The sequence below is a fragment of the Herbaspirillum frisingense GSF30 genome (assembly GCF_000300975.2).
GTDB classification, from domain to species: Bacteria; Pseudomonadota; Gammaproteobacteria; order Burkholderiales; family Burkholderiaceae_D; genus Herbaspirillum; species Herbaspirillum frisingense.
This window is the reverse complement of record NZ_AEEC02000007.1, coordinates 82,584-95,250: the sequence shown is the minus strand read 5'-3', so window position 1 is coordinate 95,250 and position 12,667 is coordinate 82,584. Positions and strand designations below refer to the sequence as shown.

Annotated in this window: 12 protein-coding genes; 5 read left to right on the top strand and 7 right to left on the bottom strand. The window is 63.9% G+C overall.

The genetic code is table 11. The features are described from left to right. Positions 1 to 65 precede the first annotated feature (65 nt). On the top strand, positions 66 to 1,430 hold the full coding sequence (locus HFRIS_RS07070; protein ID WP_006462598.1) for an EAL and HDOD domain-containing protein: 1,365 nt from the start codon (positions 66 to 68) through the stop codon (positions 1,428 to 1,430). Between the two features lie 105 nt (positions 1,431 to 1,535). Here HFRIS_RS07070 and HFRIS_RS07065 read toward each other — a convergent pair whose 3' ends face one another. Both HFRIS_RS07065 and HFRIS_RS07060 read right to left on the bottom strand, forming a co-directional pair. Continuing rightward, positions 1,536 to 2,174 carry a hypothetical protein gene (locus HFRIS_RS07065; protein ID WP_006462597.1) on the bottom strand — a complete coding sequence of 213 codons (639 nt, stop codon included), beginning with the start codon at positions 2,172 to 2,174 and terminating at the stop codon, positions 1,536 to 1,538. A 7-nt stretch (positions 2,175 to 2,181) separates the two neighbouring features. Further along, positions 2,182 to 3,069, bottom strand: a complete 888-nt coding sequence (locus HFRIS_RS07060; protein ID WP_006462596.1) for a methylglyoxal synthase — start codon at positions 3,067 to 3,069, stop codon at positions 2,182 to 2,184. 221 nt (positions 3,070 to 3,290) lie between these two features. Here HFRIS_RS07060 and greB point away from each other — a divergent pair, with 221 nt between their 5' ends. Together greB and HFRIS_RS07050 are read left to right on the top strand one after the other, a co-directional pair. After that, a complete protein-coding gene (greB, locus tag HFRIS_RS07055; RefSeq protein WP_006462595.1) occupies positions 3,291 to 3,854 on the top strand; it encodes a transcription elongation factor GreB in 564 nt (187 codons plus the stop codon). 123 nt (positions 3,855 to 3,977) lie between these two features. Next, positions 3,978 to 5,318 carry a DUF3422 family protein gene (locus HFRIS_RS07050; protein ID WP_006462594.1) on the top strand — a complete coding sequence of 447 codons (1,341 nt, stop codon included), beginning with the start codon at positions 3,978 to 3,980 and terminating at the stop codon, positions 5,316 to 5,318. A gap of 95 nt (positions 5,319 to 5,413) precedes the next feature. Here HFRIS_RS07050 and HFRIS_RS07045 read toward each other — a convergent pair whose 3' ends face one another. Then, positions 5,414 to 6,022, bottom strand: coding sequence for an FMN-dependent NADH-azoreductase (locus tag HFRIS_RS07045; protein WP_006462593.1), 609 nt, complete (start codon positions 6,020 to 6,022; stop codon positions 5,414 to 5,416). Between the two features lie 171 nt (positions 6,023 to 6,193). On the opposite strand from HFRIS_RS07045, the gene HFRIS_RS07040 reads away from it, so the two are divergent. Continuing rightward, positions 6,194 to 7,165 (top strand): LysR family transcriptional regulator, encoded by a 972-nt coding sequence (locus HFRIS_RS07040; protein ID WP_006462592.1) that lies wholly within the window; start codon positions 6,194 to 6,196, stop codon positions 7,163 to 7,165. A gap of 91 nt (positions 7,166 to 7,256) precedes the next feature. On the opposite strand, the gene HFRIS_RS07035 is transcribed toward HFRIS_RS07040, so the two are convergent. From HFRIS_RS07035 to HFRIS_RS07020, 4 genes are all read right to left on the bottom strand, one after another. Beyond that, positions 7,257 to 9,521, bottom strand: a complete 2,265-nt coding sequence (locus tag HFRIS_RS07035; RefSeq protein WP_006462591.1) for a RelA/SpoT family protein — start codon at positions 9,519 to 9,521, stop codon at positions 7,257 to 7,259. A gap of 35 nt (positions 9,522 to 9,556) precedes the next feature. Next, positions 9,557 to 9,760, bottom strand: a complete 204-nt coding sequence (gene rpoZ, locus HFRIS_RS07030) for a DNA-directed RNA polymerase subunit omega (protein WP_006462590.1) — start codon at positions 9,758 to 9,760, stop codon at positions 9,557 to 9,559. Between the two features lie 59 nt (positions 9,761 to 9,819). Continuing rightward, positions 9,820 to 10,458 (bottom strand): guanylate kinase, encoded by a 639-nt coding sequence (gene gmk / locus HFRIS_RS07025; protein ID WP_006462589.1) that lies wholly within the window; start codon positions 10,456 to 10,458, stop codon positions 9,820 to 9,822. 82 nt (positions 10,459 to 10,540) lie between these two features. Next, positions 10,541 to 11,455 carry a YicC/YloC family endoribonuclease gene (locus HFRIS_RS07020; RefSeq protein ID WP_006462588.1) on the bottom strand — a complete coding sequence of 305 codons (915 nt, stop codon included), beginning with the start codon at positions 11,453 to 11,455 and terminating at the stop codon, positions 10,541 to 10,543. Positions 11,456 to 11,810: 355 nt separating this feature from the next. Between HFRIS_RS07020 and rph the strand changes: the two genes are divergently transcribed. Beyond that, positions 11,811 to 12,539, top strand: coding sequence for a ribonuclease PH (gene rph, locus HFRIS_RS07015; protein ID WP_006462587.1), 729 nt, complete (start codon positions 11,811 to 11,813; stop codon positions 12,537 to 12,539). Positions 12,540 to 12,667 lie beyond the last annotated feature (128 nt).

Below are 12,667 nucleotides of genomic sequence, written 5' to 3'. Positions count from 1 at the left end.
GCTTACAATAGTGAGATTGCCACACGTCAAGAATTGCAACGCGAGGGATTAGTAAAAGAACAACCATGTCAGATCAGTCCGCCGACCCATCCGCCTTGCCCCCGCACGCGCAACACCCTCATCACGCCCTGGATTTCTTCCTGGCCCGCCAGCCCATCCTGAGCCGCGAGCAGGACCTGATCGGCTACGAACTGCTGTTTCGCAGTGCGGCCTTTGGTCCGGCCAACGTCAAGGATGACGTGACGGCGACGGCGGCGGTGATTGCCCATGCTTCCGAGCTGGGCTTGTCCAATGTGATCGGTAACCTGCATGGCTTCATCAATGTCGATGCGGCCGTGCTGATGAGCGACTTCATCTATTTCCTGCCCTCCGACAAGGTGGTGCTGGAAATCCTGGAGACGGTACGCGTGACACCGGAACTGGTGGCGCGCGTGCGCGAGCTGACCAAGGCCGGTTATGTGTTCGCGCTGGATGACGTGGTGGCCGAGTCGGAAGAGATCGAAGAACTGCTGCCGCTGGTGAAGATCATCAAGATCGACGTGATGGAAGTCGATCCCAGCAAGCTGCTCAAGCTGTCGGTGCACTTCAAGCGCGCCCAGAAGGAGCTGCTGGCCGAGAAGGTCGAGACCCTGCAGCAGTTCAATGACTGCATGACCTTCGGCTTCGATTACTTCCAGGGCTATTACTTCGCCAAGCCGATGATCCTCCAGGGCAAGAAGCTGGAGGCCTCGAAGATGATCATCATGCACCTGCTCACGCTGCTGGTGCGCAATGTCGACAATGCCGAGATCGTGCGCTTCATCAAGCGTGACGTGGCGCTGAGCCTGACCCTGCTGCGGCTGGTCAATACCCCGGTGTACGGCTTCCAGAAGTTCATCGATTCGCTGGGCCAGGCCCTGATCGTGCTGGGTCGCCGGCAGTTGAAGCGCTGGCTGCAGATTCTGCTTTTCGCCAATACCGAGAAGGACCGCGCCCACGCCATGTCGCCGCTGATGATCCTGGCGGCCACGCGCGGCAAGATGCTGGAGCTCATTACGGTGAAGATTCGCCCGGGGCGCCGCAAGATGTCGGAGATGGCGTTCACGGTGGGCATCATGTCGCTGGTCGATGCCCTGTTCGGGATGAGCATGGAAACGGTGCTGCGCCAGATCACCGTCAGTACCGAGATCCGGGAGGCGCTGCTGCGTCGCAGCGGCTTCTACGGCCTGGCCTTGCGTCTGGTGGAGTGCACCGAGCAACGGGCGCCGGACCAGGCCGAGATGCAGCATCTGCTGGATGAACTGCAGCTGTCGGCCGATGATTTCTTCGCCGCTGAAAAGCATGCCTTCGAGTGGGGCAACAGTATTTCCAACAACAACATCGGCCAGCATGCCACGATGCAGATGTCGCCGCCGCCGGACGGCTACATCGATGACGATGATGACGACTGATCCTGCCCGGCCCGGGTGCAATGGATCCGCAAACAAGGCTGCTACGGCGGCCTTGTTTCATTTGCGCTCGACTTTTTGCAGCGTTCTCTGCAAGGATTTTCAACACTAGCGGCTGCGCATGCGGGCCACCAGCTTGCGCAGCAGGCGCATCAGGCGCGCCAGCGGGGAGCGCGGCGAGCGGGCCATGCGCGCCCGCACAAACGACTTCACATCTGCCACACGCTGTCTGCACAACTGTACTAGCCGCTTTGCCTGTTGCCAGCCTGCAGTGGCCTGCAGCTGCGCGGTCAGCCTGGCCTTCACCGCGAGCAACTGATCGTGGTAGCGCTGGAACCAGGCCAGTGACAGCAGGCTGCGGCGCGTCAGGGCGTAGATGCGCGCGACCAGCGCGGTCCCCAATACCTTGGCCGCGAGCACGATGGCCAGGCCCAGCGTCGGATGCCCGTGCGTGATCGAGAGCAGCGCCAGCAGCTTGACCGGCAGCAGCAGCAGGGTAGGTGCCAGGAAGATCAGCAGCGCCACATAGGGCGGGCGCCGCTCCACCCAGTGTTGCAGCCTCACCAGCCAGGGCCAGTCGGGAATGCGCGCCAGCAGCGCCTGGGTGGCGTCCCATAGCCATTCTTCCAGCATCAGCAGCAGGGCCGCGGTATAGATCAGCGGCGCCAGCAGCCGGCGGCGCCAGCGCCCCGGGCGCTGCGGAGGCACGGAGTGGGGCGGCGGTGTCGGCGGTGGGGATGCGGTCATGCGGACTTCAGAGTGCGCGCGCCTTGATCAGGGACAGCCAGCGGTCGCCCCATTTGACATCGCTCATGCAGGAGGCATAGCCGGTCACGGTGCGGGCGGCCCGTTCCAGCAACTGGATGTCGGCTTCGTGCTGGCGCGCCACATGCGGGTCTTCCAGGAACAGCACGCGACGGCACTGGCGCTCCAGGATCAGTTCGGCAATCTGCGCGTCGCCCCCCAGCGGGCCGGACAGGAAGGGGCGCACCCAGTTGCGGCCGGCATCTCCCTTGATCTTCATGGCCAACTGGTTGAGCAGGCCGCCGGTGGTGCCAGTGGCGCAGCGGAAGGCGAAGCGGTCCAGCACCTCGAAGTGCTTCTCGGCCAGTTCCAGCATGCGCGACTTCATGGCGTCGTGGGCGATCAGGGCGATGCCTTCCTGCTCCAGGTGGAAGCGGTCATCCAGGAAGCTGTCCGGCGCGGCGCCATTGGCGATGGCTTCCAGTTCGAACCATTCCTGGGCGCCAGCCAGCGTCGACAGGAAGGGCTTGCCATGGATGACGCACTGGCGCTTCAGGGCCACCGCCTCGGGGAAGGTGGAGGAGGGGTCGACCGGATCGACCAGATAGATCACGGCGTCCAGCGTGCGCTCGGGGTCGGGATCGACCGTGCGCGAGACCAGCTTCATCAGGCCACCTTGTCGACCGTAGGGGAAGCGCACCAGATGCGGGTAGCCGGGCAGCAGGTTCATCTGGCCGATGGCGTCGAGCGTGCGACCGACCACGATCAGTTCGGGTTGCAGGCTTTCGATGCGATGGCCTGAACCGGTGAGCAACTGCACCAGGGCAGAATCGGCAGCGTCCTGATGGGCGCGGTTGGCGATGAGACCGATACGATAGCGAGGGGCGATGGAGGACATGAGGTCGCGGGAGCAGTGGAGTGGTAAGCCTGTGACCAGGCGGGAAGGCAGATTATCGCCGAGTGCGGGCCAAAGGGCGAGCCTTGCCGTTGCCGGGCAGGGTCTTGCGCCGGGCGCACGCCCAGCACACTGATGCAAGGATTAATCGCCCCAACTGTACCGTTGCGAGCCCACGCATGCGGCTACAATAAGAACGAACCTGCATACCCATCCATTCGCACATGAACAAGGCATTTGTAAAAGAATCCGACGGCGCCGACGACGATGACGAGATCGCCTTGCCGGCCATCCCCGCCGGGGCCAAGAACTACATGACGCCCCAGGGCCATCAGCGCATCAAGGATGAGCTGCTGCACCTGATCGACGAGGAGCGTCCGGAGGTGGTGCGCGTGGTCTCCTGGGCCGCCTCCAATGGCGACCGCTCCGAGAACGGCGACTATCTCTACGGCAAGAAGCGCCTGCGCGAGATCGACCGGCGCATCCGTTTCCTCACCAAGCGGCTGGACAATGCCGAGGTGGTCGATCCCTCGGTCCATCACGGCAGCGACCAGATCTTCTTCGGGGCCACGGTGCATTACGAAAACCAGCGCGGCGAAGAACATACGGTGACCATCGTCGGCATCGACGAGCTCGATCCGCTCAAGGGGCGCATCAGCTGGATTTCGCCCGTGGCGCGGGCGCTGACCAAGGCGCGCGAAGGGGATGAGGTGGTGCTGCAGACCCCTTCGGGCGTGGAGCAGCTGACCATCCTCGACGTCACGTATCCGCCGCCGCAGCCGCAGTAGGCGCGCCGGCTCACCACCCGTTTTCGCCGCGGCCCGGCCTGACTTGCAGGCCGGCCGGCGGTTAGTCGGTCGCCGACAAGCGCGACCGGCGCACAGCATTGCAATCATCCACGAGAAAGTCCCATGTCCATCGTTTTTGCCAGCCTGAACCACCCGCAGCGCGTCGTCCTGGCTGCCGAGGTGCATTCGCGCCCCTTCCTGCAGCTGACACGTTCGGAAACGCTCACCCACCTGGCCGTCTATGTGCGCGAAGAAGGCAATGGCGGTCGCCATGCCAGCGCCCAGCATGCGCTGCTGGACGACCTGTGCGCCCATTTCGGCGTGGTCGCCCCGGGTGGTGAGGCCAAGCACTTCTATCACGACTTCGGCCGCTTCCGGCTGAAGTGGGAGTGCCACACCGAGTTCGCCACCTATACCTTCGCCCAGGCCCATGAGGAGCCGCTCTCCACCGACCAGGCCTTTGCCCGCGCGCCGCTGGCGCACATCCCCCAGCAGTGGCAGCTCTCGCTCAAGGGCAAGCTGATGGTGGCCGCGCATGTGGTGGCGGAGCCCGGTGACGATGACCCGGCTGCGACCGCACGCCAGATGCAGCGCATCTTCGAGGGCAAGCTGATGAGTTCCAGCAAGGTCTTGCAGGGCGGGGAAATCTGGACCGATTTCCAGATCCAGTCGGATGGATTTTCGCGTTTCGTGGTGCGCGACATTGGCCTGCGCGAGCTGCAAGGCGGGCGCCTGGCCCAGCGCATCCTGGAAATCGAGACCTATCGCATGATGGCCTTGCTGGGCTTGCCGCACGCCCAGCAATCCGGCCCGCTGCTCAACCAGATCGAGGGCGACCTGGCGGCGCTGACCGCCGCCATGGTGCAATCCGAGCAGTCCACCGCCGGCACGCCGGAGGAACAGGCCGAAGATGAGCGCGTGCTGCGCAAGATCACCGGTCTGGCGGCACGCATCGAAAAGCTCTCGCTGGAGAACAGTTACCGCTTCTCGGCCTCGCAGGCCTATTTCCGGCTGGTACAGGCGCGCATCGAGGAATTGCGCGAGCAGCGCATCGAAGGCGTGCCGACCATCGGTGAATTCATGGAGCGCCGGCTGGCGCCGGCCATGGATACCTGCCAGGCCATCGCCCGTCGCCAGGAAGCCCTGGCCGAACGTATCGCCCATACCAACGACCTGTTGCGCACCCGGATCGGCATCGTGCAGGAGCGTCAGAACCGCCAGATCCTGGAATCCATGAATGCCCGCGCCGCCCAGCAACTGAAGCTGCAGCAGGCGGTGGAAGGCCTGTCGGTGGCGGCCATCTCGTATTACGTGATCGGTCTGCTGGGGTATGCCGGCAAGGCGGCCAAGGCGGCGGGCCTGCCCATCAATCCGGACCTGGCCACCGGTATGGTGGTGCCGGTGGTGGCAGTCTGCGTCTGGCTGGGGCTGCGGCGCATGCACAAGGGGCTGGGCAGCCACTGAGCCCGGCACGCAACACGGCAAACGGGGCGCACCGCTGTTGGCGGTGCGCCCCATTCACATGGGCAGCGCGAGAGCGGGCCAGGCCGCTGGCGCGATCAGACGGTGGCGTTGATCTTCGCTTCGGCGCCGGCAACGGCTTGCTTGGCGGCCTCTTCACCCATGGAGACGCCTTCGGCGATCACCAGTTCGACATCGGTGATGCCGATGAAGCCCAGGGCGCCCTTGAGGTACTTGCCCTGGAAGTCCAGTGCTTCCATCGGACCTTCGGAATACTTGCCGCCACGGGACAGGATGATGACGGCCTTCTTGCCGGTGACCAGGCCGACCGGGCCGGTTTCGCCGTACTTGAAGGTGCGGCCGGCGCGGAAGACGTGGTCGATCCAGGCCTTCAGGGTCGAGGGCGGCGCGAAGTTGTACATCGGCACGCCGATGACGATGGTGTCGGCGGCCAGCAGCTCATCGACCAGGGCGTCGGATTGCTTGATCACGTCGGCTTGCTCGGCGCTGCGGGCATCGGCCGGGGTGAAATAGGCACCCATCATGGATTCGCTCAGGTGCGGCAGGGTGTTGGCGGCCAGGTCGCGATGAACGACCTTGCCGCCGGGGTTCTTGGCCTGCCATTGCTGGGCGAAGGAGGCGGTCAGCTGGCGCGAGATGGAGCCGCCGGTACGGGCGCTGGAGTCGATATGCAGCAGGGTGCTCATGGTCATTCCTTTACATTGTTCGGTTGGCATCGCCTCGACAGGAAGGCGTTTGCATTGGGATGAACAATACCCAGTTTTCATTTCTTCCAATAGATGCGAGAATCGCATTTCACTGATCCAGTTTTGGAAGTAATGGGATCGAGACGGACATAGAGGAAGAAGGCCATCGCCATGCTAGACCTGAACGACATCTGGCTGTTCGTGCATGTGGTGCGTGCCGGCAGCTTTGCCGCCGCCGGCCGCAAGCTGTCCATGCCGCCCAATACCATCAGCCGGCGCCTGCAGACCCTGGAGGCCAACATGGGCGTGCGCCTGCTGCAACGCTCCACGCGCCAGCTCAACATGACTGCGGCGGGTCGGGAATTCTTCGAACGCTGCGCGCCCGGCCTGGAAGACATCGAACACGCCAGCGCCAGCCTGACCGAGAGCCAGGGCGAGCCGACGGGTAGCCTGCGGGTGGCGGCGCCGGTGGATTTCTTCGACAATTTTTCGATCGAGTGGATGCATGAGTTCATGCATCTCTATCCCAAGGTGCAGCTGGAGTTCGTGCTCAACGATGGGCGCGCCGACCTGATTGCCGAGGGCATCGACCTGGCCTTCCGCGGCGGGGTATTGCCCGATTCCAGCCTGGTGGCCAGAAAACTGGTGCAAAGCCATCTGGCGCTCATTGCCAGCCCGCGTTACCTGGAGCGGCAGGGTACGCCGCAGGCCCTGGCGGACCTGGTCGCCCACGCCTGTCTGGCGACCTCGCAGGCGCCCCAGCACACGGTCTGGAAGCTGGAGGGGCCACATGGTCCCGAGAGTGTGCGGGTGGTGCCGCGCCTGTGCGTCAATACCGCCCAGGGCCAGCTGCGGGCCGCGCGGGCCGGGCTGGGGATTGCCTTGTTACCGACCATGCTGGCCTCGGAAGACCTGCGCAATGGCACCCTGGTGAACATCCTGCCGGATTATCAGCGCGACACCATGGGCTTCTATGCGGTCTATGTGCACCGCCGCCAGTTGCCCAGTGCAGTCAGTGCCCTGATCGAGTTCTTTGCCGACAAGCTGGAACGCGGCATCGCCGACAAGGGTGCGCAGGCCTGCCAACGTCATCTGGAAGCAGAGGTGCAGGTCGGCCTGGCGCAGGAGAAGGCGGCCGCCTGACTGGCCCTTGATGTTCACCCTGATGCCCCAAATGAAGAACGCCCGCGATTGCGGGCGTTCTTCATGGCGTCATCTCCTGGCATGACCGGCATCAGCCCCGGTCGCGCAGGATACGTGCGACGCTGTCGATCTTGCGGATGCCGCGCATGATGCGCGCCAGGTGGACCCGGTCTTCGACCTGGATGGTGAAGCGCAGGTATTTCATCGAGGCATTGCCACCTTCATCATCCATGGCCACCGAGACGATATTGGCGTCCGATTCGCCGATCTCGGCCGCGATGCGCGCCAGCGTGCCGCGCTCGTTGTGGATCAGGATGGTGATGCGGCAATCGAAGCGGCGGTTCAGATCGTGGCCCCAGACCAGCTCGATCCAGCGTTCCGGTTCCTTCTCGTGCAGGCGCTTGGCGGTCTCGCATTCCTGGGTATGCACGATCAGGGTCTGGTCCGGTCGCAGGTAGCCGGTCAGGCGGTCGCCCGGGATCGGCATGCAACAGGAAGACAACTGCGCTGATGCGCCTTCGCTGCCGGTGATGACCACCGGGTCGGGCTTGTTGGGCAGCATGTGGCCTTCCGGATCCAGCTGCGGCACGCTCACCCCGGTATCCATCATGGTCATGATGTGGCGTGCCACCAGCGGCGCCATGCGGGTGCCGATGCCGATCTCGGCATACAGGTCGTCCATGGTCTTGGCGCTGGATTCGTTGAGCAGGCGCTCGACGATGTGGGATGGCAGCTCCGGGTCAATACCCAGGGTGTGCAGGGCATTACCCAGCAGGCGGCGACCGACCGCTTGCGACTCGACCTTGTTCGCCGTGCGCAGGCGATGGCGGATCGCCGAGCGGGCCTTGCCGGTGCGTACATAGCCCAGCCAGTTAGGGCTGGGGCGCGAGGTCGGCGAGGTGATGATCTCGACGATGTCGCCGTTGTGCAGCTCGGAACGCAGCGGCGCCGGTTCGTGATTGATGATGGCCGAGGTAGTCTGGTCGCCGATATCGGTGTGGATGCTGTAGGCAAAGTCCAGCGCCGTGGCGCCACGGGGCAGGGCGATGATCTTGGACTTGGGCGTGAAGACGTAGACCGAATCGGGGAACAGGTCGACCTTGACGTGCTCCAGGAACTCGGCCGAGTCGCCGGTCTGCTTCTGGATGTCCAGCAGCGATTGCAGCCAGGCATGGGTGCGCTGCTGCAGGTCGGTCAGGCTGCCTTCGTCATCCTTGTACAACCAGTGCGCGGCCACGCCGGACTCGGCCACGCGGTGCATTTCGGTGGTGCGGATCTGGAACTCGACCGGGGTGCCGTAGGGGCCAATCAGGGTGGTATGCAGCGACTGGTAGCCATTGAGCTTGGGGATGGCGATGTAATCCTTGAACTTGCCCGGCATGGGCTTGAACAGCGAGTGCAGGGTGCCCAGCGCTACATAGCAGTTGGCAAAGCTGTCGACCACCACCCGGAAGCCATAGACGTCCAGCACCTGGGAGAACGTCAGGTGCTTGTTGCGCATCTTGCGGTAGATGCCGTAGAGGGTCTTTTCCCGGCCGTCGACCTGGGCCGGGATGCCGGCGGCGATCAGGGTCGAGGTGACCGATTCCATGATCTTGGTGACGACTTCGCGGCGGTTGCCGCGCGCAGCCTTGACGGCCTTGGAGAGCGTGCGGTGGCGCAGCGGGTAGAGGTGCGAGAAGGACAGTTCCTGCAGCTCGCGGTAGATGTTGTTCAGGCCCAGGCGGTGCGCGATGGGCACATAGACTTCCATGGTCTCGCGCGAGATGCGGCGCTTCTTCTCGGGCGGCATGGAGCCCAGCGTGCGCATGTTGTGCAGGCGGTCGGCCAGCTTGACCAGAATCACCCGCACGTCGCGGGCCATCGCCAGCAGCATCTTGCGGAAGTTCTCGGCCTGCGCCTCGACCTGGCTCTGGAATTCGATCTTGTCCAGCTTGGACAAGCCATCCACCAGGGAGGCCACGGAGGCGCCGAAGCGTTCGATCAGCTCTTCCTTCTTGACGCCCTGGTCTTCCATCACATCGTGCAGGAAGGCCGCCATCATGGCCTGGGCGTCCAGTTTCCATTCGGCACAGATCTCGGCCACCGCCAGCGGGTGCGAGATGTAGGGCTCGCCCGACTTGCGCATCTGGCCCAGGTGCATCTCATCGGCGAAGCGATAGGCTTCCTTGACCTTCTTCAGTTCGGAAGGGGTCAGGTACTCTTCGAGCTTGGGAATCAGATGCGCAAAAGTCGCCACGCCGCTGTGGGCAGCGGCGGGGGCGACTTCGTTGGGAGGTGCGGTGCGACCGGAACCGGTGGCACGTTTGGGGCTAGGAGCGGCTGATAAGGTGGAGTCGGTAGTGGTGAGGCTCATACTTGTCCGTTATCAGCTTCATGGACGGACCAGGATCAGGCCGGAACCTTCTTCAGCATTTCCACGCCGACCTTGCCCGCTGCGATTTCACGCAGGGCGGTCACGGTCGGCTTGTCCTTGGCTTCCACCTTGGGGGTGTGGCCTTGCAGCAGCTGGCGGGCGCGGTAGGTGGCCGACAGGGTCAACTGGAAACGGTTGGGGATCTGCTTGAGGCAATCTTCGATGGTGATGCGGGCCATGTAAAACTCCTGAATGACGGTCTTGCGTGTGGATGGATCGGTCCGGCGCCCTGACAGGCTCAGCTCGCGTGGATGCCCAGCTGTGTGAACAGGTAGGCGTTGCGGGCGGCTTGTTGCGGGAATCGGCAGCGGGCTGCCTGGACAATGGCCGTCAACTCGGATAAAGCGACGGCAAACTCTTGATTGATAATAACATATTCGAACTCCGGGGAGTGCGCGATTTCGCCGCCGGCGGCCAGGATGCGGCGGGTGATGACGTGCGGTTCGTCCTGTCCGCGCTTCTTCAGGCGCTCTTCCAGCGCCGCAATCGACGGTGGCAGGATGAAGATGCCGATGGCATTGGAAAACTGCTTCTTGACCTGCTGCGCGCCTTGCCAGTCGATTTCCAGCAGCACATCGGTGCCGTTGGCGATCTGGTCGGCGATCATCAGGCGCGAGGTGCCGTAGTAGTTGCCGTGGACTTCGGCCCATTCGAGGAATTCGCCCTCGGCTTGGCGCTTCAGGAAATCCTCCGCATCCGTGAAATAGTATTCACGGCCATGTTCTTCGCCCGGGCGCGGGGCGCGGGTGGTGTAGGAGATGGACAGCTTGATGGCCGGCTCCTGCTTCAACAGGGCGTTGACCAGGGTCGATTTGCCGGCGCCGGAGGGCGCAACCACCATGAAGAGGCTGCCGGAAGTGGGTTTTTGGACGGGCATGGGGTCCTCGCTGAAAATGTCGTGAATATCTTGAATATCGTGAATCTCTGCCCGACAGGTCGGGCAATGCTGGCGCCTGGGGTTACTCCAGATTCTGTACCTGCTCGCGCATCTGGTCGATCAGCAGCTTGAGCTCCATGGAGGCGTCGGCCAGTTCCTTGACGGCAGCCTTGGAGCCCACGGTGTTGGCCTCGCGGTTGAGTTCCTGCATCATGAAATCCAGACGCTTGCCGACCTGCCCACCCTTCCTCAGGATGTGGCGGGTTTCACCCAGGTGGGCCGACAGGCGCGCCAGTTCTTCGGCGATGTCGATGCGGATGCCGTAGAGCGTCACTTCCTGGCGGATGCGCTCCAGCGATTCCTCGCGGGTGGCCACCGGTGCGGCGCCGTTCTGCGTCTGCAGGGCCAGGCCCAGGGCTTCGGTCATGCGTTCGGTGGCCTTTTGCTGGAATTGCTCGACCAGTTGCGGCACCAGCGGGGTGATGCGGGCCACGATGGCTTCCATCGCATCGACCCGCGCCAGGATCACCGCCTGCAGCGCCGCGCCTTCACGGGCACGGCTGTCGACGAAGGCGTCCAGGGTCTGCTGCAGGGTCGCCAGGATGTCCGCCTGCAGGGTTTCCTGGCTGATCTCGGCTTCTTCCATGACACCCGGCCAGCGCAGCAGTTCGTTGACCGACAGCGGCGCTGCATCCGGGAATTGCGCGCGCAGCTGGTCTTGCAGATTGGCCAGTTGCGCCACCACATTGGTGTTGAGCGCCTGGCTGTTGCCGCTGGCCACCTTGCGGCCGAAGGACAGGCGGCATTCCACCTTGCCGCGCACCAGGCGGCCCATGATGGCCTCGCGCAGCATGGGTTCGACCGCGCGCAGGTCGTCGTTGATGCGGAATTGCAGGTCCAGGAAGCGCGAATTCACGCTCTTCATTTCCAGGGTGACCGTGCCGGCGGTGGTTTCACGGGTGGTGACGGCGTAGCCGGTCATGCTGTAGATGGTCAAGGTCGGGGCTCCATAAGCGGGCGCGGCGCCGGGTAGGGCGCGCTGACAGGTCGGGTTGCGGGCGGTGCGGGCAGTGACGGGGCAAACTCGGCTGCTGCCGCGACGGCAGTCTTGCTGATCCATTACAATGCCGGACTTGAACGTTCCGGCAGCGCCTGTGCGGTCTGCCCGGGATGTCGCCCGGTCGGAGCCCGCATTTTAATGAAGATTGGCGGCGCCGCGCTATCAAAAACATCAAAATGAGCGGTTTTGACGGTCATCGACCGGCCCGGTACCCGGTTGCCGCCGCCGATTTCCCTCAACCTTCACCGCTACCAGCTTAGCCAAGACCCTACAAACATAGACAAGGATCACCATGACAGCTTCCCATCGCCCCAGCGGCCGTAGCGTTTCGCAGTTGCGCGAGGTTCGCCTGACCCGCCAGTACACCAAGCATGCCGAAGGATCGGTGCTGATCGAGTTCGGTGACACCCGCGTGCTGTGCACCGCCTCGATCGAAGAAAGGGTGCCGGGTTTCCTCAAGGGCAAGGGCCAGGGCTGGCTCACCGCCGAATACGGCATGCTGCCCCGTTCCACCCACACCCGTATGGACCGCGAGGCTGCCAAGGGCAAGCAGTCCGGCCGCACCCAGGAAATCCAGCGCCTGATCGGACGCGCCCTGCGCGCCGCCTTCGATCTGGAGGCCTTCGGCGAGCGTACCCTGCAACTGGACTGCGACGTCTTGCAAGCCGATGGCGGTACCCGTACCGCGGCCATCACCGGCGCCATGGTGGCGGCCTACGATGCGTTCTCGGTGCTGCAGGGGCGTGGCCTGATCGAGACCATTCCGGTCAAGCAGTTCGTGGCAGCGATCTCGGTCGGCGTCTATCGCGGCGTGCCGGTGCTGGACCTGGATTACCTGGAGGATTCGGACTGCGATACCGACATGAACGTGGTCATGACCGATGCCGGCCACTTCGTCGAGGTGCAGGGCACGGCTGAAGGTGCGGCGTTCGACCGGGCCACCCTGAACAGCCTGCTGGACCTGGCCCAGCAAGGCATTGCCACCCTCAACGGTCTGCAGAAGCAGGCCCTGGGCCTGTAAGGCGATCAGTCCACCGGCCACCGTCGCACCATCGGGCGGCCCGGGGCAAATCGCATTACAATGCGGCCTACACCAGACACAGGGAAAACGCCATGTTGCAGCCAGGACATGGCGTTTTTCATTGTCGC

What these genes read in the sequence shown, in the direction of transcription:
- HFRIS_RS07045 (WP_006462593.1), bottom strand. Translation starts at nt 6,022, where the DNA reads ATGAGCACCCTGCTGCATATCGACTCCAGCGCCCGTACCGGCGGCTCC.
- gmk (WP_006462589.1), bottom strand. Translation starts at nt 10,458, where the DNA reads ATGCCCGTCCAAAAACCCACTTCCGGCAGCCTCTTCATGGTGGTTGCG.
- HFRIS_RS07065 (WP_006462597.1), bottom strand. Translation starts at nt 2,174, where the DNA reads ATGACCGCATCCCCACCGCCGACACCGCCGCCCCACTCCGTGCCTCCG.
- rph (WP_006462587.1), top strand. Translation starts at nt 11,811, where the DNA reads ATGACAGCTTCCCATCGCCCCAGCGGCCGTAGCGTTTCGCAGTTGCGC.
- HFRIS_RS07060 (WP_006462596.1), bottom strand. Translation starts at nt 3,069, where the DNA reads ATGTCCTCCATCGCCCCTCGCTATCGTATCGGTCTCATCGCCAACCGC.
- greB (WP_006462595.1), top strand. Translation starts at nt 3,291, where the DNA reads ATGAACAAGGCATTTGTAAAAGAATCCGACGGCGCCGACGACGATGAC.
- HFRIS_RS07050 (WP_006462594.1), top strand. Translation starts at nt 3,978, where the DNA reads ATGTCCATCGTTTTTGCCAGCCTGAACCACCCGCAGCGCGTCGTCCTG.
- HFRIS_RS07040 (WP_006462592.1), top strand. Translation starts at nt 6,194, where the DNA reads ATGCTAGACCTGAACGACATCTGGCTGTTCGTGCATGTGGTGCGTGCC.
- rpoZ (WP_006462590.1), bottom strand. Translation starts at nt 9,760, where the DNA reads ATGGCCCGCATCACCATCGAAGATTGCCTCAAGCAGATCCCCAACCGT.
- HFRIS_RS07035 (WP_006462591.1), bottom strand. Translation starts at nt 9,521, where the DNA reads ATGAGCCTCACCACTACCGACTCCACCTTATCAGCCGCTCCTAGCCCC.
- HFRIS_RS07070 (WP_006462598.1), top strand. Translation starts at nt 66, where the DNA reads ATGTCAGATCAGTCCGCCGACCCATCCGCCTTGCCCCCGCACGCGCAA.